This is a genomic window from Streptomyces sp. NPDC059649 (genome assembly GCF_042734445.1).
In the GTDB taxonomy this organism is placed as follows: domain Bacteria; phylum Actinomycetota; class Actinomycetes; order Streptomycetales; family Streptomycetaceae; genus Streptomyces.
In genome coordinates, this window is record NZ_JBHWDV010000007.1 from 113,879 (window position 1) to 138,671 (window position 24,793).

General features: G+C 70.6%; 18 protein-coding genes and 1 pseudogene. 5 read left to right on the plus strand and 14 right to left on the minus strand.

Annotated elements, in window-relative coordinates:
• Positions 1–135 precede the first annotated feature (135 nt).
• From ACFV1J_RS12045 to ACFV1J_RS12070, 6 genes are read right to left on the minus strand one after another with little or no spacing between them, the layout of a single operon-like run.
• A complete protein-coding gene (locus tag ACFV1J_RS12045) occupies positions 136–1,488 on the minus strand; it encodes an MATE family efflux transporter (protein WP_385857206.1) in 1,353 nt (450 codons plus the stop codon).
• A complete protein-coding gene (locus ACFV1J_RS12050) occupies positions 1,485–2,276 on the minus strand; it encodes a thioesterase II family protein (RefSeq protein ID WP_385857207.1) in 792 nt (263 codons plus the stop codon). The genes ACFV1J_RS12045 and ACFV1J_RS12050 overlap by 4 nt, the downstream gene beginning before the upstream one ends.
• Positions 2,273–3,796 carry a class I tRNA ligase family protein gene (locus ACFV1J_RS12055; protein ID WP_385857208.1) on the minus strand — a complete coding sequence of 508 codons (1,524 nt, stop codon included), beginning with the start codon at positions 3,794–3,796 and terminating at the stop codon, positions 2,273–2,275. Before ACFV1J_RS12055 ends, ACFV1J_RS12050 begins: the two co-directional genes overlap by 4 nt.
• Positions 3,793–4,149 (minus strand): cupin domain-containing protein, encoded by a 357-nt coding sequence (locus ACFV1J_RS12060; RefSeq protein ID WP_385857209.1) that lies wholly within the window; start codon positions 4,147–4,149, stop codon positions 3,793–3,795. The genes ACFV1J_RS12055 and ACFV1J_RS12060 overlap by 4 nt, the downstream gene beginning before the upstream one ends.
• Positions 4,146–5,513: a lysine N(6)-hydroxylase/L-ornithine N(5)-oxygenase family protein gene (locus tag ACFV1J_RS12065; RefSeq protein WP_385857211.1), complete on the minus strand. Its 1,368-nt coding sequence runs from the start codon at positions 5,511–5,513 to the stop codon at positions 4,146–4,148. Before ACFV1J_RS12065 ends, ACFV1J_RS12060 begins: the two co-directional genes overlap by 4 nt.
• Entirely contained in the window at positions 5,510–8,992 is a 3,483-nt protein-coding gene (locus ACFV1J_RS12070; RefSeq protein WP_385857212.1) for an amino acid adenylation domain-containing protein, read from the minus strand. Before ACFV1J_RS12070 ends, ACFV1J_RS12065 begins: the two co-directional genes overlap by 4 nt.
• 482 nt (positions 8,993–9,474) lie before the next feature.
• Between ACFV1J_RS12070 and ACFV1J_RS12075 the strand changes: the two genes are divergently transcribed.
• The 3 genes from ACFV1J_RS12075 to ACFV1J_RS12085 all read left to right on the plus strand — a co-directional run bounded on the left by ACFV1J_RS12075 (position 9,475) and on the right by ACFV1J_RS12085 (position 13,024).
• Entirely contained in the window at positions 9,475–10,341 is an 867-nt protein-coding gene (locus tag ACFV1J_RS12075) for a GNAT family N-acetyltransferase (RefSeq protein ID WP_385857214.1), read from the plus strand.
• Between the two features lie 275 nt (positions 10,342–10,616).
• Positions 10,617–12,296, plus strand: a complete 1,680-nt coding sequence (locus tag ACFV1J_RS12080) for an IPT/TIG domain-containing protein (protein ID WP_385857215.1) — start codon at positions 10,617–10,619, stop codon at positions 12,294–12,296.
• Positions 12,297–12,514: 218 nt separating this feature from the next.
• Complete coding sequence (locus ACFV1J_RS12085) at positions 12,515–13,024, plus strand: hypothetical protein (RefSeq protein WP_385857216.1); 510 nt, start codon at positions 12,515–12,517, stop codon at positions 13,022–13,024.
• 160 nt (positions 13,025–13,184) lie between these two features.
• On the opposite strand, the gene ACFV1J_RS12090 is transcribed toward ACFV1J_RS12085, so the two are convergent.
• Together ACFV1J_RS12090 and ACFV1J_RS12095 are read right to left on the minus strand one after the other, a co-directional pair.
• The gene (locus ACFV1J_RS12090) at positions 13,185–13,814 is read right to left on the minus strand and encodes an HAD family hydrolase (protein ID WP_385857217.1); all 630 of its coding nucleotides are present in this window, start codon (positions 13,812–13,814) and stop codon (positions 13,185–13,187) included.
• A gap of 4 nt (positions 13,815–13,818) precedes the next feature.
• Positions 13,819–14,577 carry a DeoR/GlpR family DNA-binding transcription regulator gene (locus ACFV1J_RS12095; protein WP_385857218.1) on the minus strand — a complete coding sequence of 253 codons (759 nt, stop codon included), beginning with the start codon at positions 14,575–14,577 and terminating at the stop codon, positions 13,819–13,821.
• Positions 14,578–14,652: 75 nt separating this feature from the next.
• Here ACFV1J_RS12095 and ACFV1J_RS12100 point away from each other — a divergent pair, with 75 nt between their 5' ends.
• The gene (locus tag ACFV1J_RS12100) at positions 14,653–15,852 is read left to right on the plus strand and encodes an MFS transporter (RefSeq protein ID WP_385857219.1); all 1,200 of its coding nucleotides are present in this window, start codon (positions 14,653–14,655) and stop codon (positions 15,850–15,852) included.
• 154 nt (positions 15,853–16,006) lie between these two features.
• Here the strand turns inward: ACFV1J_RS12100 and ACFV1J_RS12105 are convergent, their stop codons facing one another.
• Positions 16,007–16,720, minus strand: a complete 714-nt coding sequence (locus ACFV1J_RS12105; protein ID WP_385857220.1) for a hypothetical protein — start codon at positions 16,718–16,720, stop codon at positions 16,007–16,009.
• A gap of 137 nt (positions 16,721–16,857) precedes the next feature.
• Between ACFV1J_RS12105 and ACFV1J_RS12110 the strand changes: the two are divergent.
• A pseudogene (locus ACFV1J_RS12110) lies at positions 16,858–17,093 on the plus strand (DUF2243 domain-containing protein); the annotation flags it as partial.
• A gap of 254 nt (positions 17,094–17,347) precedes the next feature.
• Here ACFV1J_RS12110 and ACFV1J_RS12115 read toward each other — a convergent pair.
• The 5 genes from ACFV1J_RS12115 to ACFV1J_RS12135 all read right to left on the minus strand — a co-directional run bounded on the left by ACFV1J_RS12115 (position 17,348) and on the right by ACFV1J_RS12135 (position 23,566).
• Positions 17,348–18,490, minus strand: a complete 1,143-nt coding sequence (locus tag ACFV1J_RS12115) for an ABC transporter substrate-binding protein (RefSeq protein WP_385857221.1) — start codon at positions 18,488–18,490, stop codon at positions 17,348–17,350.
• 430 nt (positions 18,491–18,920) lie between these two features.
• Positions 18,921–21,761 carry a SpoIIE family protein phosphatase gene (locus ACFV1J_RS12120; protein WP_385857222.1) on the minus strand — a complete coding sequence of 947 codons (2,841 nt, stop codon included), beginning with the start codon at positions 21,759–21,761 and terminating at the stop codon, positions 18,921–18,923.
• A gap of 376 nt (positions 21,762–22,137) precedes the next feature.
• A complete protein-coding gene (locus tag ACFV1J_RS12125; RefSeq protein ID WP_385857223.1) occupies positions 22,138–22,995 on the minus strand; it encodes a class I SAM-dependent methyltransferase in 858 nt (285 codons plus the stop codon).
• A gap of 21 nt (positions 22,996–23,016) precedes the next feature.
• A complete protein-coding gene (locus tag ACFV1J_RS12130; RefSeq protein ID WP_385857224.1) occupies positions 23,017–23,385 on the minus strand; it encodes a VOC family protein in 369 nt (122 codons plus the stop codon).
• Between the two features lies 1 nt (position 23,386).
• Positions 23,387–23,566 (minus strand): CopG family transcriptional regulator, encoded by a 180-nt coding sequence (locus ACFV1J_RS12135; protein ID WP_385857225.1) that lies wholly within the window; start codon positions 23,564–23,566, stop codon positions 23,387–23,389.
• Positions 23,567–24,793: the final 1,227 nt, after the last annotated feature.

The following is a 24,793-nucleotide window of genomic DNA, read 5'->3' on the forward strand; positions in this document are numbered from 1 at the left end:
GACGCCTTTGATCCGGCGGAGACTTGGGGCCGCGCCCAAAGACACCTGTTGGAGAAGAGTTGCGCTTCTGGTCGTGGGTGAGGAACCCAACCCGTGGACGACGCGAACCCGCGGACGACGTGCGGCGGCAGTTCCTCAGCGGCGTACCGCTCCCGTCACCAGCCAGGCCTCGCCGCGGGCGCGCCAGGCGAGTGTGGCGAGGCGGGCGAGCATCCATATGCCGATGGCGAGCCACAGGGCCACCAGTCCGCCGCCGGCCAGGCGGACCGCGCCGGCTGCCGGGAGGAAGACGAGGGTGGTCAGGACGCCCGCCACGGCGAGGAAGCGCATGTCGCCGGCGCCGATCAGTACCCCGTCGAGCACGAACACGGGTCCGGCCACGACTTGGAGGACGGCCACCACGACGAGCGTGCTCAGCAGCAGGGACCGCACGTGCGGCTGCACGCCGAACAGTGCGGGCAGCCAGGGGCGGACCGCCAGGAGCAGGAGGCCGACGCCCATGCCGGCGACGATGCCCCACTGGGTCATCCGCCAGGTCGCCGCACGGGCCGCGGGCGCGTCACCGGCGCCCAGGCAGCGGCCGGTGATCGCCTGCCCGGCGATGGCGATGGCGTCGAGGGCCAGTGCGAGGAACCACCACACCTGGAAAGCCACTTGGTAGGCGGCGATCTCGTCGTCACCCATCGCCGTGGCGACGACGGTGCCGGCGACCAGGACGACGCGCAGGGTGAGCGTACGGACGACGAGGTTCACCCCGGCCGTCGCGGCGGCTCGGAGCCCTGCCAGGTCGGGGCGCAGCGGGGTCCCGTGGCGGTGCGCGGCGCGAAGCACCGTGGCCACGTAGACGGCGCCGCCGACGGTCTGGGCAACTACGGTGCCCCAGGCCGAGCCGGCGATGCCCCAGTGGAGGCCGTAGACGAGGGCTGCGTTGAGCGCGGCGTTGCCCGCGAAGGTGGCCACGGAGACGGCCAGGGGCGTGCGGGTGTCCTGCAGCCCGCGCAGTACGCCGGTGCTGGCCAGGGCCACCAACATGCCGGGTACGCCGAAGAGGCTGATGCGCAGGTATGTCTCGGCGTGTGGGGCGACGGCCGGGGAGGCGCCGAAGGCGTCGACGATGGCGGGGGTCAGCGGCCAGCCCGCGAGGATGACGAGCAGGCCGATGCCGACGGCCAGCCAGATGCCGTCGAGCCCTTGGCGGATGGCCTGGTCGAGTCGGCCGGCGCCGACCAGCCGGGCCACGGCGGCGGTGGTGCCGTAGGCGAGGAAGATGCAGATGTTCACCAGGGTGCCGAGCGCCTGCCCGGCGACACCGAGGCCGCCGAGGGGAGCGGTGCCCAGGTGCCCGACGATGGCGGAGTCGGTGAGGAGGAACAGGGGCTCGGCCACGAGCGCGCCGAACGCCGGCAGGGCGAGGCGCAGGATCTCCCGGTCGTGGGCGCGCGCGGAGACCCCCTGGGCGGCGGGGGCTTGTTCGGGCGAGGAGGTCATCCGTGCTCCGGGGTGTCGGGCCGACGGGGGGCCGTGCCGGGACGGCGGTCCAGTTCCTGTGCGAGGGTGCGCAGGAGGTCGGCGCGGGCCGATCGGTGCGCGAACGGGAAGAAGTGGCCGCCGGGTACGCGGTGGACGGTGAAACGGCCGCGGGTGCAGGCACCCCAGGCCTTCACCGACGCCCAGGGCACCACGGTGTCGTCCGCGCCGGCGAAGGCGGTGACCGGGCAGTCGAGGAGGTCTCCGGCGCGGTACCGGTAGGCGTCGGTGAGCTCGAAGTCGGCCCGGAGGGCGGGCAGGAGGAGCGCGAACATCTCCTCGTCGTCGAGGACGGGTGCCGGGGTGCCGCCGAGGGCGCGCAGCCGGGCCTTGAGTTCCTCGTCGGTGGGCTCGCGCCCCGGTGGTGAGCCGGTCCGCACCGCAGCGGCGCGGGCGGCCACGGGGAAGACGTGGCGGACGGGCGTGCCCTCGCGCTCCAGGCGGAGGGCGAGCTCGAAGGCGAGGACGGCGCCGAAGCTGTGCCCGAGGAGTGCCAGGGGCCGCCCGGCGTACGGCCGGACGGCGTCCATGAGGTCGGCGAGGAGGGTGTCCAGATCGGTGTGCGGTTCCTCGTCCGTGCGCAGGCCGTGGCCGGCCGGTTCCAGGGCGAAGGCCTCGATGGTGGCGGGCAGGTCCTCGTCCCAGCCGGCGAACAGGCCGGCCGAGGCACCGGCACCCGGCAGGCAGAACAGCGCCGTGGCCCCGGGCTGCCGCACGGCCGGCGGCGAAGGGGAAGGGACGAACGTCACCACAGGGCGGGCACCTCCCCACGCGCGGGGTCCTGCCCGGTGGGGCCGTAGCGTCCCTGCAACTCGCGGGCGAGGCCGGGCAGCAGGGGCGCGGCCCACGCGGCGAGGGTCCGCAGACCGTGCAGGGCGAGGGCGGGATCGGTGGTGGCACGGTCGGCGAGCAGGCCGAGCAGATGGGCGGTGGTCTCGGCGGCCTGGCGGAGGCTGAAGGTCTCCAGGGCGTAGGCGCGCAGCATGCGGTCGCGGTAGCGGCCGAGGACCTCGGCGGTCGTCGGGTCCGGTGGGGCGGGCCGGTCGTACCCGGCCAGGACGGTGTGCAGCGCGGCGAGGGGCCGTCGCAGCCGGTCGTCGACGGTGGTGAGGAAGTCCTTCTCCGAGAAGTCGGCGGGTTGGTGTTCGGGGTTGGCGAGGGCGAGGCGGAAGCGGACGGCGTCGGCGCCGTGCTGGGTGACGAGGTCGCGGGCCCAGACGAGGTGGCCCCGGCTGGTGGAGAACTTGGCGCCCTCCAAGTGGAGGAACTCGTTGGTGATGATCGCGGTCGGTTCGATGAGGCCGCCGTGGGCGAAGCCCAGGCCGAGGTGGGCGAAGGCGAAGTAGAAGGTGTTGTCGTAGCCGAGGAACTGCACCAGTTCGTATCCGGAGTCGTGGGCCCAGACATCCGGTGCCGGCCGGCCCGGGTCGAGCCCGGCGCCGGCGGTGGCGGCCATGTGGATGAGGCCGGGCAGCATTTCGGCCCAGACATTGAGGACCTGGCCGGGGAAGCCGTCGACGGGGACGGGGATGCCCCAGTCGGCGGGGTAGCTCACGGGGAAGTCGGGCAGCGGCCGGGCCAGCATCTCGTCGACGAAGCGCAGGACGTGCGGCCGCATGGTGGCCCGGTGCCGGTCGTAGAAGTCCTCGAACCGGTCCCGGTATTCCTCCAGGGGCAGTACGAGGACGTCGGCCTCACGAGGTTCGGTGGCGGCCTGTTCGGCGGTGCCGGTGGGTGCCTGGTACAGCAGCGTGGCGGGCTCGTTGGGATGCCCGCAGGTCTCGCAGATCGCGCCACAGGTCTCGGCGAGGCATTCCGGGCAGTACCCGGCGGCGAACCCTTCGAGGAGGTGGCGCCCGGTCGCCGGGTCGTACGGAAAGGTCCACCTGCGCCGGGCGAGGCGGCCGGCACGGTGGAGACCGGCGAAGAAGTCCCGGACGTGGGCGCGGTAGGGCTCGTCCGGGGTGGTGAAGGCGTCGACGGCGATGTCGGCGAGGCGGAGGGTCTCCCGGATGTCGCGGTTGCAGCGTGCGGCCAGGTCGGTGGGTTCGACGCCCAGCCGCCGCGCCGTGGTCACCACATAGCTCTGGTGGTCGTCGCCGCCCGTGACGTAGCGGGCGGTGTGCCCCAGCATGCGCTGGGCCCGGCAGAAGACGTCGGCGGCGAGGTAGGGGCCCGAAAGGTGGCCGAGGTGCAGATCGCCGTTGGTGGTCGGGGGAGTGGCGGTGACGAGGAAGGAGCGGGGGCGCTTGGCGCGGTCGGCGGTCACCGGGCCGCTCCGAAGGGACCCATGGACCACACGGACACCATCTCCAATTCCTCCCCGGCCGAAGTGTTCTCGAAGTGGTGGCGCCGGTGGGAGTCGACGACGAAGGCGTCGCCGGGCCCGATGGCCGTGCTCTCACCGTCGAGGTGGAGCAGGCCGGTGCCGCGGACGACGTAGAAGTGCTCGTGATCGGCATGGGAATGGGGCGTGGTGGTGGTGCCGGGGGCGACGGTGCACACGCCCATGCCGGTGTCGGACGGGCCCGTCGAGCCCCAGGGCAGGATCCGGCGGAAGTCGCAGCCGTACTCCTGCGTCGTCGGGGCGTCGGCTCGCCGCTGGATGGGGGTGCTGCTCACGCGTCGGCTCCTTCAAGGGCGTCGGAGAGGGGAGACCGTCTGCCGTCGTCCGGCTCGCGGGGGCCGAAGACGGAGTCGAGGATGCGGGCGGCCCGGTGGGCGAGGACGGACAGCAGGGTGCTGCTCAGACCGTGGGAGTGCTCGGCCGCGCCGTGCAGGAAGATGCTGGGCCGGCATTCCGCGGTCGTTTCCACCGAGTAGTCGCGCCGGATGCGCAGGTTGCCGTCGGGGGCGCGCAGCAGCAGGGGTTCGACGCCGGTCAGCAGGTCACCGGCCTCGCGGAAGTCGTAGCCGGTGGCCAGGACGACGGCGTCGAATCGGCTGGTGAGGGCCTGCCCGCTTGCGGGGGCGCGCAGGGTGACGAAGGCGGTCGGGCCGTCGGCCCGGCAGGCCGCCAGTTCGGTGAACCGGCACAGGTGCAGCCGCTCCTCGCCGCGGACGCGCTGGTCGTAGAGGAGCTCGGCGATGGCGTGAATGTCCTCGTCGTCGACGGCCGCGTAGTTGGTGGTGCGCAGCTCGGCGAGGATGGCGTGGCGGCGGGTGGCGTCGGCGGCGTGGAAGAGGTCGACGGACGCCGGGTCGAAGATCTCGTTGGCCAGCGGGCTGCTGTTGGCGGGGATGAGGGCGAACCCGCGGTGGGCCAGGGTGACGTCGGCGTACGGGAATTCCCGGGACAGGTAGCGGAAGACCTCGGCGGCGCTCTGGCCGGCTCCGACGACGAGGAAGCGGTGGGGCAGATCGCGGCCGCGCCGGTGGAAGCGGTCGATGCTGGGCAGGAACGTGCTGCTGTGGAAGACGACACCGGAGTCGAGGGCGTCGCGTTCGACTCCGGCCGGAACGACGGGCCGGCCACCGGGCGCCAAGGACACGTGGTCCGCGGTGACGGTGTGCTTGTCGCCGGTGAGGTCGCGGTAGTCGACCTCCAGGTGGGTGACGCCCCCGTCGTTGGCTATGACGGGGCGGACCCGTTCCACCAGGCAGCCGTAGGAGACGTGGTGGGCGAGCCGGTCCGCGGCCCAGCCGAAGTAGTCGGCGTATTCGCGCCGGGTGGGGTGCAGGGTGCCGAGGTTGAGGAACTGTTCGAGTCGCCCCTTGCTGACCAGGTAGTTGGTGAAGGAGAACGGGCTGGTGGGGGCCTGGGGACTGACGAGGTCCTTGAGGAAGGCGATCTGCATCCGGGTGCCGTCCAGCAGCATGTCGGGATGCCAGCTGAAGGCGGGCCGGGCTTCCAGGCAGTGCAGCCGGGCCCGTACGGAAGGCTCACGGGTGGAGTCGCACACGGCGGCGAGCGACAGATGGGACGGGCCGAAGCCCACACCGAGCAGCCCGTAGTGCGGGTACCGCCGCAAGGGGGTGCCGGTCACGCTGATCGGCCCTCCTCATCGGCGCGGGAGGAGGCGAGGTGGTGGACGGTGCCGTTGCGGGTGAACAGGTCGCGGAGCGCGAAGGAGAACCCTTGCGCGCGGGCGAGCGAGGTGACCTTGAGCGCCGCCAAGGAGCTGCCGCCCAGTTCCAGGAACGGGGTATGCACGTCCACCGCGTCGCTGCCGGTGCGCAGCACGCTGGCCCAAATGCCGGCCAGGGCAGCCTCGTTGGGGGTGCCGGGCGGGGCCGCGGGCCCGTCGGGAAGGGATCGCGGGACTGCGGTCGGTGGTGCCGCCTCCTGCGCGGGGCGGGGTGGCAGGGAGCCGGCGACGCGGTCGAGGAGTTTGCCGAGGGGTTCGCCGCCGCCGTCGGCGATGACCTCCAAGACATCACGGAACGCGCCCATGGCGCGGTCGACGGTTTCCTGGTCGAAGTGGGCGAGGTCGTACTCGGCCTGGAAGGTCAGCTCGCCCTCGGCCATCACCCCGATCGTGAGGGGGTAGTTGGTCCAGCCGAGGTTCCGCTCGTGCCGTACGGTGATCCCGTCGCGACCGGCCCACCCGATGCCGTGGGGGATGTTCTCGAAGATCAGCAGGGATTCGAAGAGGGGGCGGCCGCTGGGGACGTCGGGGCGTTCCTGGATCAGCGGCAGGGGGTAGTGCTCGTGGGCCCGGGCGGTGACCTGGGTGCGCTGTACGTCGTGCAACCAGCCGGCCACGGGCCGCGCCGGGTCGAGGGCGAGCCGCATCGGCAGGATGTTGACGAAGATGCCGGCCATGTCCTCGATGTGGGAAAGGCCGACGGGCCGGTGGGTGATGGTCATGCCGAAGCACACGTCGTGCCGTCCGCTGAGCCCGGAGATCACCGTCGCCCAGGCGCCCTGGATCAGGGAATTGAGGGTGAGCCGGTGGGCCCTTCCGTAGGCCGTCAGCCTGGCGGTCAGGTCTGCGCCGATCGGGTAGGCGGCGCCCGCGTGCATCTCCTGGGGGCTCGCGGACAGGCCGGGCCGGGCCGTGCGGCCGATCGTGGTCGGCCCCTCGAAGCCCGCCAGGTGCCCGCTCCAGTAGTCCCGTGAGGCACGGCGGTCCTGGGCGCCGACGAACGCCACGTAGTCGCGGAAGGGGCGGGTGGCCGGAAGCCGGGGCGGGGTGCCGCGGCGGCGGGCGTGGTAGATCTCCAGGGAGTCGCGCAGGAGCAGGAAGAGCGACCAGACGTCCAGGATGAGGTGGTGGTAGCTCATGACGAGCCGGTGCCGGTCGGCGCCGGTGCGGATGACGGCCAGCCTGAACAGCGGGGCCTGTTCGTAGACGAAGCCGCGGCGCCGATCCTCGGCCAAGTGGGCGTCCAGCAGGGCACGTTGCCGCGCCTCGGGCGTGTCCGACCAGTCGAGGACGGTCCACTCCAGCGCGGCCTGCCGCTGCACGACCTGCAAGGGTTCCGCCAGGCCCTGGACGGCGATCCACGACCGCAGGATCTCGTGCCGGCCGACGACCTCCTGCCAGGCCCGGTGGTAGGCGTCGAGGTCGAGCTCGCCTTCGAGGGTGTAGAGGAACTGCTCGACGTAGACGCCGGAGTCCGGGTCGAGCAAGGAGTGGAAGAGCATGCCCTTCTGCATCTCGGTGACGGGATGCACGGTGGCGACGCCCTCGGGATCGGCGGCGGTCCGCCGTACGACCTGGAGGTCCTCGTCGGCCACGGCGAAGGGCCCGGCGACGAATGCGCCGTCGAAGTCGCCGCGGCCACCGCGCCGTTCCTCGACGGCGGCGGCGGTCTCGGCGATCGTAGGCGTGTTGAAGAACTGGGTGGAGCTCAGCCCCAGGCCCTTCGTATTGGCCTTCGCGCTGATGAGGAAGCCTTGGATGGAGTCGCCGCCGAGCGCGAGGAAGTCGTCGTGGATGCCGACCCGCGGCAGGGAGAGCACCTCCTCCCACAGCTCGCACAGGTACTGCTCCAGCTCGTTGCGCGGCGGGTGGTACTCCTCCGACAGCTCCAGCCGGATCCCGTCCCGGTCGGCCAGCGCCCGGCGGTCCACCTTGCCGTTGTGGGTGAGCGGGATGGCGTCGACGACCGTGAACGCGGCGGGGATCATGTAGTCGGGCAGCAGTCCGGCGAGGCGGGCGCGGATATCGGCTGCGGTCGGCGGTGTGCCGTCGCAGGTGAGGTAGGCGACGAGGCGCTGGTGGCCGCCCGCGCCCCGACGACCCACGGCGACGGCCGCGGTGACACCCGGCACCTCGCGTAATCGGGCCTCCACTTCGCCCAGTTCCACCCGGTAGCCGGCGATCTTGACCTGGTCGTCGAGGCGGCCGAGGAGCTCCAGGCGGCCGTCGGCCGCCAGCCGGCCCAGATCGCCGGTGCGAAACAGCCGGCCGTGCGGGCTGTCGGTGAACTTCGCCTGGGTGAGGTCGGGCAACCGGTCGTAGCCCTCGGCCATGCCGGTGCCCGTGAGGCACAGCTCTCCGGTCTCGCCGTCCGGAACCGGGCGCAGCTCCTCGTCCAGGATCAGCGGGGTGAGCTCGGCCGGCCTTCCGACCGGCACGAAACCGTCGTACGTGGCGCCGGGCCGGCATTCCCAATAGCCGGCATACAGCGCCTCGGTGAGGCCGTAGACGTTGAACAGCCGGGCCGGGAGGCCGACGGAGAAGAATGCCTCCGGGAGCGACCCGGGCATCGCATCACTGCTGCAGAAGACGTACTTCAGTGAGGTGACGGAGGCGAAGCGGGGGTTCTCCAGCATGCCGGAGAGCAGGGCCGGCACGACCATCAGCGTCGTCACGCGGCCGGTGTCGAGCCATTCGACGAGTCGGTCCGGATCCTTGTGCTCCCCGGGCGGGACGACCACGACGGTGCCGCCGGAGAGCATGGGCCAGAAGACCTCGCGCACCAGGTTGGTGATGCTGAGGGTGCTCCGCAGCAGTTGCCGGTCACCGCGCTCCAGCGGGAACGTCCGCTGCAGCCACTGCTGTCCGCTGAGCAGGGCGCGGTGGGTGAGCATGACGCCCTTGGGCACGCCCGTGGAGCCGGAGGTGTAGAAGACGAACGCCAGGGCGTCGTCGGCCAGTTGTACGGGTGCGGCGAGCGGTGCGGCGGCCTCGTGGAGCAGGTCCTCGACGGCGACGGCACGCACACCGGGCGGGCAGGGCGCGCCGATGAGGGCGCGTTCGGTGAGCACGACGCGGGCGCGGGAGAATTCCAGGATCGTCCGGCGGCGTTCGGCCGGATCCTCGGGGTCGGCGGGCACGCAGACGGCGCCGGCGCGCAGCAGGCCGAAGAGGGCCGGCCACAAGTGGAGGGACCGAGTCAGGTGCAGGCCCACGCGGTCACCGGGCCGCACGCCCAGGGCGGCCAGTCCGGCCGCGACCCGGTCGGCACCGGTCTCGGCCTGGCCGAAGGTCAGGGTGGCATCACCGTACAGCGCGGCGATGCCGTTCCGGTCCGTCCGTGCCTGGATGGTGAGCAGGTCGTGCAGGAACGGCATGGAGAAACCACCGATCTCCGCCAGTCGCGGGAAGTCTGGGAGGGACAGCGCTGCACACGTGAGGGTGTTGGAACAGGCGTCACGATCCGATGCCACAGGCATGTTTAATTGACGCGCGAGAAACGCGAAAGGTCAGAAATCGGACGAACGTCTCCTTGCCCGCGGACCGCGCGCAGCGTCCGCCCGCAACCGGGCTCAAGAGGGACTCCGCGACCTTGAACACCATGGCCAGGGCGGCGGTACGGCAGCCGGCACCGCGGTCGACCTTCGCCACTGTCCGCAGCCGAACGGCCGAGAAGTGGACGACTCGATGGGGCCTGTGATGCCCAGGAGTATCCAGTGCTCGGCCGGAAAGTCCTGGAATGCCACCGGAAGCCTCCCTTCCCCTACCCCCAACCCCACCACTGTCCCCGAACCCCACCCCCCCACACCGGCCGGAAACCGGGTGCGGACGGTCGGCGCGGTGGTGTCTGATCGGGGGTATGGCGATGGTGTGGGGCGAGCCCGGAATCGACGGGTTGAGCCAGGCCGTGGGCGTGCTGCGGGACTGGCAGTACGACGGGGCGCCGATGCAACTGCATCCGGGGGATCTGGGCTGGTTCTGGCGGTTCGGTGCCCGGGCGACGGCCGCGGCGGTGCGGACCTGGAGCCGGAACGGACGGATTCTCGCCGTCGGGCTGCTGGACGGTCCCGGGCTGTTGCGACTGACGATCGCGCCGGACGCTCGGCGGGACGAGGAGTTGGCGCGGCAGCTGGTGGAGGACGTGACCGAGCCGGAGCGCGGCGTACTGAGGGACGGAAAGGTGTCCATCGAGGTGCCGAGGGGCGCACTGGTCAACGAGCTGCTGTGCGAGGACGGTTGGTACGCCGACGAGCCGTGGACGCCGCTGCGTCGCGACCTCACGGACCCGGTGCAGGATCCAGGCGTACGGATCGAGGTGGTCGGGCCGGAGCGGGCGCAGGTGCGGACCGCCGTACAGCGGGCATCGTTCGACGGGTCGACGTTCACGGACGAGAGCTGGCACGCGATGGCGGCCGGATTGCCGTACGCCGACGCCCGGTGTCTGGTCGCGTACGACGAACAGGGCGACGCGGTGGCGGCGGTGACGGTGTGGTCGGCCGGTCCGGGCAAGCCCGGGCTGCTCGAACCGATGGGCGTGCACCGGGAACATCGCGGTCACGGCTACGGCAAGGCGATCACCGTCGCCGCGGCGGCCGCACTCCAGCAGCTGGGCTCGTCGACCGCGCTCGTCTGCACCCCGAGCTCCAACCTCGGCGCCGTCGCCACCTACACATCGGCCGGCTTCCAGCCACTCCCCGAGATCCGGGACCGACGCCGGGACGCCTAGGTGGTGCCAGACCCCCGGTTCCGCTCCGGAACCGGGGGCCTCGTCCGTGGTCGAGCAGGTGGACCGTGGCCGGATTGCCTACCCCCGCGCCTCGAAGTGATTATCGGACATATCTCGTGACCTTTAAACACTTTCCCTCGGAGGGTATTCTCCGTTTGCGTGTGTATTCGCCGGCCGGATTCATGGCCGGTTGACTGCTCGCTGTTTGCCCATACGGCGGAGCAGGCATTTCCAGGTGCGGGACAAAGATCGTCCCGCCTGTTTTGGGGAGTGTCATGTTCGCCTTAGCCTCGCCATCCGCGGAGCCCGCCCGGGCACCCGCCTCGACATTGAATGCCGCGTTTGTCGCAGGTGCTGTTATCCCCGTGGGGGCCACCCCCCTGGGAATTACCCTCACCCCTGACGGGACCCGTGCCTATGTGGCCAACCGGGGCTCGAACACGGTGAGTGTGATCGACACCGCCACCGACACCGTTACCGCCACCATCGCCACGGGGACCGGCCCCACCGACGTGGCGATCAGTCCCGACGGCACCCGGGCCTATGTGACCGTCTCCGACGCCGGTCTGGTCAGCGTCTTCGACCTCGCCTCGAACGCCCTCGTCACGGACATCCCCGTGGGGTCCGGGCCGACGATGGCCGCGGTCACCCCGGACGGGACGCGCGTCTATGTGACGCAGCAGGCCACCGACACGGTGAGTGTGATCGACACCGCCACCAACGCCGTGACCGGCACCATCACGGTCGGGCCCGGGCCGACCGGGGTGGTGATCACCCCGGACGGGAGCCGCGCCTACGTGGCGAGCTTCTCGAATTCCGTCAGCGCGATCGACACCGCCACGAACACCGTGATCGCCACGATCATCGCCGGCGACGTTCCCATCCTGCTGGCCGTCAGCTCCGACGGGGCCCGCGTCTACGTCACGAACGCCGGCAGCTCCTCGGTGAGCGTGATCGACACCGCCACGAACGCCGTCACCGACACCATCGGCGTCAGCGCCCAGCCGCGCTTCTCGGCGCTGAGCCCCGACGGCTCCCACCTGTACGTGGCCAATTCCGAACCGGACACGGTGAGTGTGATCGACACCGCGACCCGCACCGTCGTCGAGAACATCGGCGCGGGAGACGGCCCGACCGGCATCGCCGTCTTCCCGGACGGGACACGCGCCTATGTGAGCAACGCCAACGCCGGCACCGTCGGAGTCATGGGGACGACCGTGATCCCCGACCAGGGGTCCAAGGCGGGCGGAACCACCGTGACCCTGACCGGTCACCACCTGGCCAACGCCAGCGCCGTGCACTTCGGCGCCGCCCAGGCCGCCATCACCGCCAATACGGCGACATCGGTGACCACCACCGCCCCCGCCGGGTCCGGTGCCGTCCCCGTGACGGTCACCACCCCCGGCGGCACCGGCCCCCTCGGATCCTTCTACTACGCGCCGGTGCCCGCCCTCACCGGCATCAGCCCGGACACCGGCCCCGTCTCGGGCAGCGACCAGGCGATCGTCCTCACCGGCCGCAACCTCGCCGGAGCGATCGACGTGTACTTCGGCACCACCCGAGCCGTCATCCAACGGGTCTCCGACACCCAGGTCACCGTCAGGGCCGCCAGGGCCCCGGCCCCGGGCGGCGTCGCCGTCACCGTGATCACCAGCGGCGGGAGCGCCGACGGTCTGACCTACACCTACGTCGACCAGTCCACCGTCACGGGCGTCACCCCCAGCGCGGGACCGACCACCGGCGGCACCGGGGTGACGATCACCGGCACCGGCCTGAGCCACACCGAACGGGTCACCTTCCACGGCGTTCCGGCGCCCTTCGCGGTCATCTCCGACACCACCGTGACCGCCACGTCCCCGCCCAGCGCCACCGAGGGCACCTTCGACGTCACCGTCACCACCCCCGGCGGTACTCCCGCCGGCGCGTTCACCTACGTTTCCGGACCCGTCATCTGACCCGGCGGCGCCCGCCGTCCGGGCGGGCGCCGCTGCCGGACCGGAACGGCGAGATCCCGGTCGGCCGGGCGCTCGGTTGCCCGACATCGAGCCTCAAGCCGCGGGCCCGTCCCGACCGCTCGATGCGGGCCCCGGCACGAGAACACCTCCAGGCACCTAGCCAAATGCATTCCTCTCCTAGCCACATGCATTTCCCTTCCAGTCCGACAGGAGAAATCGTGCGTCACTTCAACTTCAAGCGCATCGCCCTGGGCGCAGCCACCGGATTCGCGGCCCTTCTTTTCTGCCCGCACCCGGCATCGGCCGCGGCTGGTATCAGCAGCGATCACTATCCTCCGAGAGAGGAAGTGTTCCAGTTGACCGCGCAGCAAACTCAGGGCAATTTCATCGATGTGGACGGGTCGTCCGGGCCCAGCCAGGGGGATGAATTCGTGATCACCGGGAATCTCCTGCGCGGCGGCGTCACGGTCGGCACCTACAGCCAGATCTGCACGCTGACCCGCACCGCCCCCGCCGACGAGTTCGACCTCCAGTGCGCGGCCGACCTCGCCCTTCCCCTGGGACAGCTCACCGTCGAGGGCCGGTTCACCGTCACGGGTGCCGGCCCCGGCAACATCGACCTCGCGATCACCGGAGGTACGGGGCGCTACCGCACAGCGCACGGCACGGTCCACGGCGACAACGTCAGCGACACGGAAACGCAGATCACCGTGCGTCTGATCCGCTGACCGGGCGGACGGCACCCCAGGCGGCCCCGGGTGAATCGAATCCGGGGCCGCCTGGGGGAGTGGGGCCAGTGCGGACCGGCCCCCACCACTCCAGGCGGACCGGACCCCAGCACTACACGCAGACGGCCCCAGCGCTCCAGTCAGAAGTGAATCGGGTGGGTCATCCTGGCGAGGGGCGGGCGTCCCACCAGGCGAGGGCTTCTCTCAGTCGGGCTGGGGTGGTGAAGAGGTGACCGGGTATGCCGGTTGCCTCGGCGGCCCGGATGTTCTCCTGCCGGTCGTCGACGAAGAGAATGCGGTCCGGTTCTTCGCGCAGGGCGTTCAGACACCACCGGTACGCGCCCGGCTCAGGTTTGGCGTGGCCGATGCGGCAGGAGAAGGCGCGGACCGGGAAGTGCCGGAGCCAGCGGTGCTGCGCTTCGTAGTGGGCGGCCAGCTCCTCGGGGATGTTGGACAGCAGCGCGATCCGGCGGCCGGATGCGGCGAGTTCTTCCACGACGGCGACCATGGCGTCGTCGACGGCGCTCCAGCTGGCGATATCGGCCTCGATGAGGTCCGCGATCCGACGGCTGTCGAAGCGGGCGCCAAGAGCGTCGGCCACCCGTTGCCAGTAGCCGGGGCCGGTCACCTCTCCCCGGTCGTAGGGCGGGCGCAGCGCCCAATACGCCTCCCAGAAGGCCCGGTCGTCGACATCCGCCGTCCGGACCAGCCGGTCCCTGCCTTCCGCGGACTGGTGGTGGGCGATGACACCGAACAGGTCGAAGAGCACGGTGGACGTGGTGCCGGTCATGCGGTCACACCTTCCGTACGGTCACGCCCACGGCGGCCAGTGCGTCGGCTTCGTCGCTCGGGGCGGCCTCGTCGGTGACGACCGCGTGCAGAGCGGACGCGGGGGCGACGAAGGCGAGGGCGGTGCGGGTGAGTTTGGCGGACTCCGCGACGGCGAGGACGCGGCGGGCCGAGGCGATCGCGGCGCGTTTGACGGCGGCGTCCTCCAGGTCGTACGCGGTCAGGCCGTCCGTCGCGGTCAGGCCGCAGCAGCCGATGACGGCGGTGTCGAACCGCAGGGCCGCCAGGGACGCCTCGGTCAGCGGGCCGGTCAGCGCCAGCTCGCCCGGCCGGGGCCGGCCGCCGGGCACCAGCAGGGTCAACTGCGGTGTCCCGGTCAGGGCGTTGACCGCGTGCAGGGACAGCGGCATCACGGTCAGGCGGCGGTGTGCCAGCGCGCGGGCGACCTCCATGCAGGTGGTACCGCTGTCGAGGACGACGGACTCCCCATCGGCGATCAGCCCGGCGACCTCGTCGGCGATCCGCCGCTTGGTCTCCAGACCCTCCTGCGACCGCAGTGCGAACGGCGGTTCCTCACCGCGCAGCAGCAGGCTTCTGGCCCCACCCCGGTAGCGCTCCAGCACTCCCTGGTCGGCCAGCACCTCCAGGTCGCGGCGGATCGTCATCTCCGAGGCGCCGGTGAGCCCGGCCAGTTCCGCGACGCCCATCCGCCCCGCTTCCCGCACGGCTTCGGTGATCTGCCTCAGTCGGTCTGTGCTTCCCATGGTGTCGATTTGAACACGTTCCATGGGAGAAAATCAATCTTACGAACACGAATCATGTTCGGTATGTTCGTGAGCATGGAGAGAACACTGCGGCGTGGCCGGCTGGCCACCACTGCCTACTTCGCCCTGAACGGCTTCCTCATGGGGATGTGGATCGTCCACATCCCCGTCGTCGAGCACCGCGCGGGAATCACCCACGCCGTGCTCGGCTGGCTCCTGCTGCTGCTCGGCGCCGGAGCCTTCGCCGGCATGCAGATCGTCGGCCCGCTCACCGACCGTTTCGGCGCCCGCCGCGTCGTACCGGTCAGCGCGGCGCTGTGCAGCGCCGCCGTGGTCCTGCCGGGTCTGGCCACCGGTGTCTGGCCGCTGGGGGCGGCGCTGCTGGTGCTCGGCTTCGGCAACGGCTGCCTGGACGTCAGCATGAACGCCCATGCCGTACAGGTGGAACGCGGCTACCGACGGCCCGTCATGTCCGCCTTCCACGCCACGTTCTCCATCGGCGGCGTGCTGTCCGCGCTGGTCGGTGCGCGCACGCTCAGCTGGGGGGCGGGGGCGGCGGCAACCCTCGGCGCGGTGGCCGTCTTCGGCCTCGTCGTCTCCGCGCTGGCCGCGCCCGCGCTGCTGCCGCCCGAGCGTGCCCGTGCCGCTGAGGCCCCCGCGTCCGAGAGGCAGCCGCAACGGCCCCACACCCGCCGAACTCCCGGGCGCATCTGGGCACTTGCCGCTCTCGCGCTGATGCTCATGCTCTGCGAAGGCGTCGCCAACGACTGGAGCGTGCTGCAGCTGCGGGACGTCCTGGACGCGCCTGCCGCCACCGCCGCCCTCGCCTACGGAGCCTTCGCCACCGCCATGACCGTCGGCCGCCTGCTCACCGACCGGGTGGCGGAGCGCTTCGGCCCCACGGCCGTCCTCCGCTATGGAGCCTCCGTCGCCGCACTCGGCCTGACGGCGTCGGCGCTTTCCCCGTGGATCCCCCTGGCGCTGATCGGCTGGACCCTGTTCGGGGCCGGACTGTCCGGCTGCATACCCCAACTCTTCAGCGCCGCGGGCCATGCCGACCAGGACACTGCCGGAGCCAACGTCTCCCGCGTCGCCGGCCTCGGCTACCTCGGCATGCTCGCCGGGCCCGCCCTCATCGGGCCCCTGACCCGCTTCGTCCCGCTCAACCTCACGTTCTTCCTGCCCGTGACGTTCTGCGTCATCGCCGCCTGCACGGCCGGCGTCCTGCGCTCACGGAACAGCGCCCCCAGCCGTCTGGAGGCCGACCCCGCCTGACCGGAACGCACCGGGTGAGCCGGGAGACGGGGCGCTGCGGGGGCCCGGCGGCTCAGGAGGTGGGCGGCGTGCTCGTGTTGTGTGTTGTGTGGGGAGCGCCTCGCCTGTGACCGCGGTTCCGTGACCACCGGGCCTACCCGCAATCGTCCTCCGGTCACCTCAATGCCGCGGCCCTGCCTGCCACCCAGGCCCGCCAGACATGAGGTGTGTTCGGCATGTCAGGGTGGTCGAGGAGCCAGAGCACGTACCCTGCCTGGCACCGGGCCCACGGACTGTCCGAATCGACTGCACGATGGAGCCTGCCGCGCAGATCAGCGCCGTCGACAGCCCGGGCAACCCGCACATACTCGCGGTCCTTGCAGCGATACGCGCGGCGGACGACGAGCTCGACCAGATCGGTGAGCTTCGCCCTGATCGCGTCCTCCTGGGGAGCCAGGGCCATGCCCCGGACAAGACTCTGCTTCGTACCCCACGCCTTCGCATGCTGCGTCCACTCCTGGGGGTATCTCGCTTCCCACTCCAGGAAGAGCAGCGCATACGGCAACCCCGGCCAAGTCGCCAGATCCCCGCTCGCAGGGCCACCCCACAATCCGTCAGGCAGCGAACGTCCCTGCGCTCGGTGATACTTCCGACGCGCCTCAAGAAAGGCCGGCTCCTGGTACTGCTCCTCCGCTCCCAGGGGCAACGTCAGCCGCCACATCTCGTTGAACCGGACGAGAGCGTCCGCGACCTGCCTCCGTGCCTCAATCAGATGGGCAAGCGCGGCAGTCCTCGCAGCCGGATCATCCGCTATCAGTCCGAACGCCCAGCCCAGTCGCTCATGCCAGGCACAAGCGTCGTCCGCCCCGGTACCTGCCTCGTCAGCCATACAGCAAATCATCCCCCGGCGCGGTCGGCTCGCTCCACCCGACGGTGCGGGCTCCTGGCCAGGGCTGAATCCTTTCGCGCCCGCCGTGCCTCTTATGCCTGTACCGACGAACGTCGGGCAGGACCTGGAGGTTGGTCCGGCGGGCGGTACGGGCCTCGCGTGTCCTATGGGGTTGGATCCTGGCCGGCTGGGGCTTGTTCAACCTGGCCGAGGGCCTCCTGGACCATCAGGTCCTGGGCATTCACCACGTCCACGGCGGCCCCTACAGGCATGGTGGGACGCCGGCTTCCTCGCCCTGGGCGCGCTGTTCCTGATCGGCGGCTATCTGCTCCAGCACAGCGGCCGGCCCATCGCCCCGGACGCCCCCGCGGCAACGAGCGAGCCGGAGACAACTGGCGGCCCGGGCGCCGGACCACGGAGGCCATGCCGCCGTCCCGCCCGCAAGAGGTTGCTGGCGTCTCCAGCCGAGGTGCGTGGCTCGGAGGTTGACGGCACGGCACCCGACCTCCCCGCGACCGATCGCCGGGGCGCGGGTGGGTCAGTGATTCATGGGGTCAATCATGCGGCGATACGGACGGCTCCGTGTTCGTCCGCGTCCGCGTCCGCACCGGGCCCGGCGCGGACCGATCAGTCGCCCACGGCCTGGGGCCACTTCTGACGGACGGTGCGCAACGCGTTGTTCAGCTGGGCCTCGGTCGGGAACTGCGGTGTGCCCTCGACCGTCGGCAGCCGTGCGGCCAGGGTCTTGTCGAGGGTGCCGGCCTTCGCCATGACGTCCATCAGCACCGGCCGGGCGTAGTCCACGAGGCGGAGGTTCTGACCCTCCGGGCTGAAGAGGTACTCCTCCCACAGTCGCGCCGCGGCCGGGTGGGGGGCGTGCTTGTTGATCGCCTGTGCGTAGTACTGCGAGAAGCTGCCGTCGAACGGGATGGAGACCTTCCAGTCCACGCGCGTCCCGCGGAGCTGGTCGATGTGCTGCAGGTTGAGGTAGTCCCACTCGATGCTGATCGGTGTCTTGCCCTGGGCGATGGCGGCCGGGTTGGGGTCGGCACGGTTGTAGTTGCCGATCTTGTCGAGCCTGGAGAAGAACTCGATGCCCGGCTGGATGTTGTTGAACGACCCCCCGTTGGCGAGTGCCGCCGCGTACACGGCGGCGAAGGCCGATCCCGCGATCGTGGGCTCGCCGTGGATCGCGACCAGGCCCTTGTACTCCGGCCGGAGCAGATCCGCGAAGGAGTAGGGGCAGGTCCGGACGCGGGCGGCATCGCAGCCGATGGAGATGTACCCACCGTAGTTGTTGTACCAGCGGGCCTTGGGGTCCTTCTGTTCCGGTGGAATCTGGTCGAACTGCGCGACCCGGTAAGGGGCCAGCAGGTTCTGCCGCGCCGCTGACTGGGCGAAGGAATCCCCGAGGTCGAGCACGTCGGGGGCGCGCTGCTGTCCGCGGTAGCGCTTCACCGCGTCGATCTCCTGCTGGCTGTGGCCGTAGGGATTGTCGACGACGACCTTGATGCCGTACTTCTTCTCGAAGCCGTTGATCAGTCCTTCGTAGTTGGCCCACGGCCGGGGCAGCGCGATCGCGTTGAGCCTGCCCTCCTGCTTCGCCGCCTTGACCAGCGCCGCCGTCCCGCCCGCCTCCGCGACGGACTGGGCCCGGGCCGGCTCGACCGTCCGGGTGGTGCCCTCTTCCTGGCAGGCACTCAGCCCGAGCGCCGCAAGTCCCAGACAGCAGGCGAGGGCGCCTGCGCGGACCCGATGGTGTGTAGCCACGACGCCTCCAGCAATGCAGGGTGGGGGGCGGTCCGCCGGGGGCCGGCGGAGCAGACAGTGGCCGGCCACGAGGGGTGCGGTCGCCGCACGACCGGTACGGCCGCCCGCCGGTCAAGGACGGCGCACACCCGGAGGTGGGGCGGTACTCCGAGGTGCCTGGCAGGCTCGCCGAGCGGGTGTCCTCGGCACTCCCGCGGGCCCGCCGACGACTTGGCATGCGGGCGGTCCCGGCGCCACACCGAGGCGGGCATGCCACTGTCCGACGTTTCTCTCCTCCAGCAATGGTCCGGACCAGAGTACTCCGCCCCCTTGCGGATCTCGGCCAGGACGGTGATCGGGCCAGGTCACAGTGGCGAGCAGGCGCCACACGGGGAGCCAGGCACTGCCGAACACCACCCCCGTCCCTGGGCGCGGCCGCCACACCACGGCCTCACCCCTCCCCGCTGGGCCCTTCAAGGCCGGCGAGGTACTCCCACGACTCTTCGCCCGAAGAGGGTGCGTCGGGGCCGACCGTCTGAGCGGCCCAGATCGTCTTACCCCTGGGGGAGTAGCGGGTGCCCCACTGTTCGGCGAACTGCGCGACGAGGAAGAGGCCACGGCCTTCCTCGTCGGTGTCCTTCGCCTGGCGGATGTGCGGGGAGGTGCTGCTGCCGTCGGAGACCTCACAGATCAGGGTCCGGGTGTGCAGGAGCCGTACGTGGATGGGCTCGGAGCCGTAGCGAACGGCGTTCGTGATCAGTTCGCTGAGGATGAGCTCGGTGCCGAAGGCGAGGTCCTCCAGACCCCAGTCCGTCAACTGCCGGACGCAGGCGTTACGGACCGGGCCCACGGCCGCCGGGTCGCGGGGCACGTCCCACTCGGCGACCCGTGCCGGGTCCAGCCGCCGGGTCCGGGCCACCAGCAACGCGACGTCGTCGGCGGACCTGGTCGGCAGCAGCGATCGCATGACGGTGGCGCAGGTCTCCGCCGGCGTACGGTCCGGTCCGGCGAGGGCCGCACGCAGCGCTTCCAGCCCCTCGTCCAGGTCGCGGCTGCGGTCCTCGACCAGCCCGTCGGTGTAGAGCACCAGCCGGGAGCCCTCCGGAAGGGACAGCTCAACAGGCTCGAAGGGCAGGCTGCTGCCCAGACCCAGCGGCGGCGAGACCGGGGGCTGCAGGAACTCCACCCTGCCGTCGGGGTAGGCCACGGCCGGCGGCAGATGGCCGGCCGTGGCCGCGGTGACCCGTCCGGAGACGAAGTCGTACACGACGTACAGGCAGGTGGCGCCGGTGATGGCCGGCCCCGCCTCGGTGTCCTCGTCCTGGACGTCGATGCGGGTCACCAGCTCATCCAGGTGGCCCAGCAGCTCGTCGGGGGAGAGGTCCAGGGCCGAGAAGTTGTGCACGGCGATGCGCAGCCGGCCCATGGTGGCGGCGGCGTGCAGCCCGTGTCCGACGACGTCCCCGATGACCAGCGCCACCCGGGCACCCGGCAGCGGGATGACGTCGAACCAGTCGCCGCCCACTCCCGCCTGGGCGGGGAGGTAGCGGTGCGCCACCTCCAGGGCGTCCTGCTCGGGCAGACCACGGGGCATCAGGCTGCGCTGCAGCGTCATCGCCATGGTGCGTTCACGGGTGTAGCGCCGGGCATTGTCGATCCCCACGGCGGCCCGCCCCGCCAGTTCCTCGGCGAAGGACAGGTCCTCGTCGTCGAACGGAGGGGAGCTTCCCGACCGCCAGAAGTCCACCACTCCCAGCACCACGCCCCGGGCGAGCAGCGGTACGACCACCAGGGAGTGCACCCCGTGGTCCAGGATGTGTCGGGCGCGTTCCGGGTCCTGGGACCGCCATTCGGAGGAGTCGGCCAGGTCCGGCACCACCATGGAGTGGCCCTGGTCCACGTCCGCCGCCACCGAGGTGCCCGGGACGAACCCCATCAGCTCATCGACGGAATGGAGCGGATGGTCCGCCGCCAGGCCCGCGATCGCCGCCCGGTGCAGCTTGGTACCCGCCGCGGCGGGCTCCTCGCCCCGCAGGACCGGTTCCCGCAGCTTGACGGCGACGATGTCGGCGAACCGGGGGACCGCCACCTGCGCCAGCGCCGCGGCAGTGCGTTCGACATTCAGCGTGGAGCCGATGCGCACCCCGGCGTCGTACAGCAGCCGCAACCGCTCCCGCGCCCTCTCGGCACGCCCTGTCAGCCACCTCAGTTCCGTGGTGTCGCGCAGGGTCACCACGCTCCCGTGACGGGCACCGTAGGGGGTGGTGGACCGCTTGTTGAGGGCCAGCAGCCGGTCCTGGGCCAGGTGCACCTCGTCGGTGGCGGTCCGGTCCGACGTCAGGAGGTCGACGGTGCGATCGTCCAGGCCCAGGTCGCCGACGTGGCGTCCCTCCGCGTCCGCCGGCAGGTCCAGGAGCCGCCGCGCCTCGTCATTGGCCAGCAGCAGCCGCCCACCGCGGCCGACGATGAGGACACCCTCCCGCACCGCGTGGAGGACCGCATCGTGATGCTCGTACATCCGGGTCATCTCGGCCGGCCCCAGACCGTGGGTCTGCCGGCGCAGCCGACGGCTCACCAGCCCCGCGCCGCCTCCCGCGAGCGCCAGCGCCCCGACCGCTGTGCCCAGGAAGAGGGGCAGCTGCTGGTTGACCGATTTCTGTACGTTCTCCACCGTGACCGGTGCGGAGACGATGGCGATGACCCTGCCCGAGGAGTCCTTGACCGGGGCCGCGGAGATCACGGAGAGGCCCAGGGCGCCCTGAAAGGTCCTGGTGAAGGGCTTGCCCCGGGCGGCGTCGGCATAGGGGCCGATGACGTGTTTGCCGATCTGCCGCGGGTCGCTGTGGGTGAGGGCGATGCCGTCGAGTTTGTAGACGATGAGGGCGTCGACGCCGGATGCCTTGCGGGCCGCCTCGGCGCGGGGCTGGAGCTTGGCGGTCGGATCGTTGCTGTTCAGCGCCTCCTGGAGCCCCCAGGAGTTCGCGAAGGACTCAGCGGCGGCGAGCGTCCGGTGCCTGGCGTCGGTCATGACGTCCCGCTGTGTCTGGATGACGATGGCCACCACTGCCGCCGCGACGAGCAGCACCACGAGCACCAACTGGAGCAGGAAGACCTCCCGGGCGACACTGCGCGTCGTCAACCAGCCCCGCAGGCCCTGCGGGCCCCCGGCCCCCGCAGGGTGCTCGCCGTGCCGCTCGTCTGGACCGCTCTCGGTACGGGAGACGCCCCGGGAAGCGGAGCGGCTGGGCGCGCGGCTCAACCAACGCCGAAAGCGCCCTGAATGTCCGGTCATGCTCCCTTTTTATCCTGTGACGCTCGGGAGCTGGCAAGGCGTGCCGCTGCGGCTTGTGCGGCAACCGGGCATCGGCGGACGTGGCTGCCGCCGCCCCGGTGGCTCAGGCCGCGCGCCGTAGCAGACCATGCCCCGCCCCGCCTGTGCCCAGGCGTAAAGGAACGGGGCTGCGGGCGTACGCGGCAGTCAGAGGCACGTCGGCGGTTCGCGGTGCCCGCTTGGCCGCCGCCCGTGGACAGCGTCCGCCAGGTAGTGGACAGCTTCCACCAGCTGTGCCGCCGTCATCCGTTTCTGCGGGCCCTCGGGATCGTCGAGCCGCTCCGGCCACTCCTGCGCCGCCGTGCCCATGGCGCAGAAGATGGCGTCGAGGAGGGAGTCAGGTGGTGGCCAGCAGCAGGTCCTCTCCGCTCGACGGGCGGAGGCCGTCGGTGCGATCGGCGAAGTAGCGCTCGGCAAGTGAGCCTCCCGACACGTGGCGGACGTCTGCGAAGCCGGCTTCGCGGGCCAGGGCCAGCATCTCGGGCGGGGTGTAGAAGCTGATGAATGGCGTTCCGGATGCTTGCGCGCCTTCCTTGCTCGCCCGGAGGCCGGGGCGATCGGTGTCGTCGAGCAGTTCGGTCGGCAGCAGGAAGGTCATGGCCAGCGTTGAGCCGGGTGCGAGCCCGGTGATCTGGCGCAGGGTGGCCGCGGTGGCGTCTTTGGTGAGGTACATGGTGACGCCGGTGGAGACGATGACCGCCGGCCGGTCGGAGTCGAAGCCTGTAGCGACCAACTTCTTCAGCCAGTCTTCGTTCGTCTCGAAGTCGACCGGTACCAGGCGCAGCCAGTCGGGGATGCCGTAGCCGAGTTCGACCAGGCGCTGGCGCTTCCATGCCTGGGTTTCGGGCTGGTCGATCTCGAAGACCCGTAGGCGGGAGGCGACCTCCGGCCTGCGCTGGGCAAAGGTGTCCAGGCCGGCTCCGAGGATGATGTATTGGGTGACGCCGCGGTCGGCCTGCTCCGTGATCAGGTCCTCGATGAAACGAGCGCGGGCCACGATCGCCGCCCGTAACCTGCTGGTGGTGTGCGGGTCCATGTCGGGGCGGTGGCGCCAGTCGGCGTCCGGGGCCGCCAACTGCAGGCCGATCTCGTCCTTGAGTACGTGTGGTGGCGGGTCGACCTGGACGTGCATCGCCCGCCAGAGGGCGGTCCGCACCGCAGTGTTGTCCGGTGCCTGGGTCTGCTCGACTGCCATGGTGTTCCCCCTTCGTCGCGGTCAGTTGTCGGCGGGAGCCTGGAGGCTGCTCCTGGCGGGAGCCTGGAGACTCCACACCCGCCCGTCGGGGTCCCGAACGGTCATCTCCTTGGTCCCGTAATGGGTGTCCTCGAACGGCGTGACCACCTCGAGGGCGGCATCGGGACGGAACGTGTCTGCGTCCGGAACCTTCAGCACGATCTGTGTCTGGGGCTCTTGGTCCGCGGGGACCTCGGCCATGAAGACGTACGGCCCGTCGCCGTTGCGGAGTCGGCCGGAGTTGTGGTCGGTCGAGAACTCCAACTCGTAGCCCAGGCCCTGGAAGAACTTGGCCGCCTTCCCCCAGTTGTGGGTCGTCAGGAACACGGCCTCGATGCCTTCGGTCGCCATATCAGGACTCCTTCTCGGTCGATTGCTGTCTGTGCCCATGGGTGTCGTCGAGGTAGGCGCGCAGTGCGTCAGCGACCAACGCCGACAACGACATGCCCGACTCGATGGCGCGGAACTTGACCTGCTTGATCAGCCCGATCGGCAGGTACACGTTGAACTGCTTGACTTCCTCATCGCTCACGAGGCGATGCTAGCATCCTAGCAAGCTAGTCCGTAGTGCCGGCACGAGATCAGCGACGGACCCCGTCCGTCCGTGGGCAACTGGGCAACTGAGTAACTGGGCGACTGGGTGACTGGGGAGCTGAGGTCGTGTCATGGACCCCGTTCGCGTGTGCCGGTTGAGTGCCACGGCGGTTTGTCGTCGCTTCTGTAGGGCCGTACGCCGTGCCGAGCCCTAGGTCGACGAACGCCACGCTGTGCAGGGAGAGTTCACCGATGACCTGGGCGATGCGCGGGTCGTTGGGAACGGGACGGCCTGCGCGCGCAGATTGCTGACCATGCCGCGGGCGGCGCGCAAGGAACCCGTCCTGCGCCGCCGGGCGTTGGGAGAAGGCGAGCCTGAAGTTCTGGCCGCTGCTGGTCCTCGCTCAACTTCCTTTTCTTCGAGGCGAAAAAGGTTGCACCATGCGTAACCGATTGGTGTGGTGCAAGGCGTGTTTCACGGGTTTGAGCGCGAACTCGACGGTATTGCCAGGCAGGGAATCCAGAAGGATACTTAGGGAGCCCAGCGGGAAGGCCAAGGCATCGGAAGCACGCGGCGTGTGGAGCTAGTTCTCCGCACGCGGCGTTTGTATTTTGCAGGTAACTTCTGCAGTAGCTCGGCCTCGCCAATGGCACTCGGATTCGGCGGGCGGCCCTCATGGGTGAGGCCGGCCCTCACAGAGGGTGCCGGCCTCGATTGGTCTGGTGGGGTCGCTAGTAACGGCCTCCTCGGCCGAATCCGAATCCGAATCCGCGACCAAAGCCGCGTTCGTCGCCGTAGCCGCGTCCCCGGCCGTAGCCGCGTCCACCGCCGTAGCCGCGTCCGCGTCCGTAACCACGTCCGCGTCCGTAGCCACGTCCGCCGTGGCCGTGACCCCAACCGCCGTTGAGAGGAAGTACGCGGAAGCTCATCATTTGCCTCCTTGGATCTCTGATGATGGCCCAGCCCTCTCCAGTTGGGCCGTTTACCACGCTACGTCGAGACGCGAACCGAAATCAAAGGGAGAAAGGATGAAAGTTTACGGAAATTCACGTATTGCGTGCACTCAAAGTGGCCGTTGGTTGCTCTCCGGATTTTCCATGAAACCCTTACGGAATCAAACGATTCGAGTGGAAGGCAGTGCAAAGAATCCAGCAGTGGTGAGCCACAGAGTCGAAGGGGCTGGAAGGTCGGAGGAAGGGGAAATGGTGCGGACGGATCTGCCGC

Coding starts and splice junctions, on each gene's coding strand:
- ACFV1J_RS12045 (WP_385857206.1), bottom strand. CDS start 1,488: ATGACCTCCTCGCCCGAACAAGCCCCCGCCGCCCAGGGGGTCTCCGCG.
- ACFV1J_RS12070 (WP_385857212.1), bottom strand. CDS start 8,992: ATGCCGTTCCTGCACGACCTGCTCACCATCCAGGCACGGACGGACCGG.
- ACFV1J_RS12075 (WP_385857214.1), top strand. CDS start 9,475: ATGGCGATGGTGTGGGGCGAGCCCGGAATCGACGGGTTGAGCCAGGCC.
- ACFV1J_RS12080 (WP_385857215.1), top strand. CDS start 10,617: ATGTTCGCCTTAGCCTCGCCATCCGCGGAGCCCGCCCGGGCACCCGCC.
- ACFV1J_RS12090 (WP_385857217.1), bottom strand. CDS start 13,814: ATGACCGGCACCACGTCCACCGTGCTCTTCGACCTGTTCGGTGTCATC.
- ACFV1J_RS12095 (WP_385857218.1), bottom strand. CDS start 14,577: ATGGGAAGCACAGACCGACTGAGGCAGATCACCGAAGCCGTGCGGGAA.
- ACFV1J_RS12100 (WP_385857219.1), top strand. CDS start 14,653: ATGGAGAGAACACTGCGGCGTGGCCGGCTGGCCACCACTGCCTACTTC.
- ACFV1J_RS12105 (WP_385857220.1), bottom strand. CDS start 16,720: ATGGCTGACGAGGCAGGTACCGGGGCGGACGACGCTTGTGCCTGGCAT.
- ACFV1J_RS12120 (WP_385857222.1), bottom strand. CDS start 21,761: ATGACCGGACATTCAGGGCGCTTTCGGCGTTGGTTGAGCCGCGCGCCC.
- ACFV1J_RS12125 (WP_385857223.1), bottom strand. CDS start 22,995: ATGGCAGTCGAGCAGACCCAGGCACCGGACAACACTGCGGTGCGGACC.
- ACFV1J_RS12130 (WP_385857224.1), bottom strand. CDS start 23,385: ATGGCGACCGAAGGCATCGAGGCCGTGTTCCTGACGACCCACAACTGG.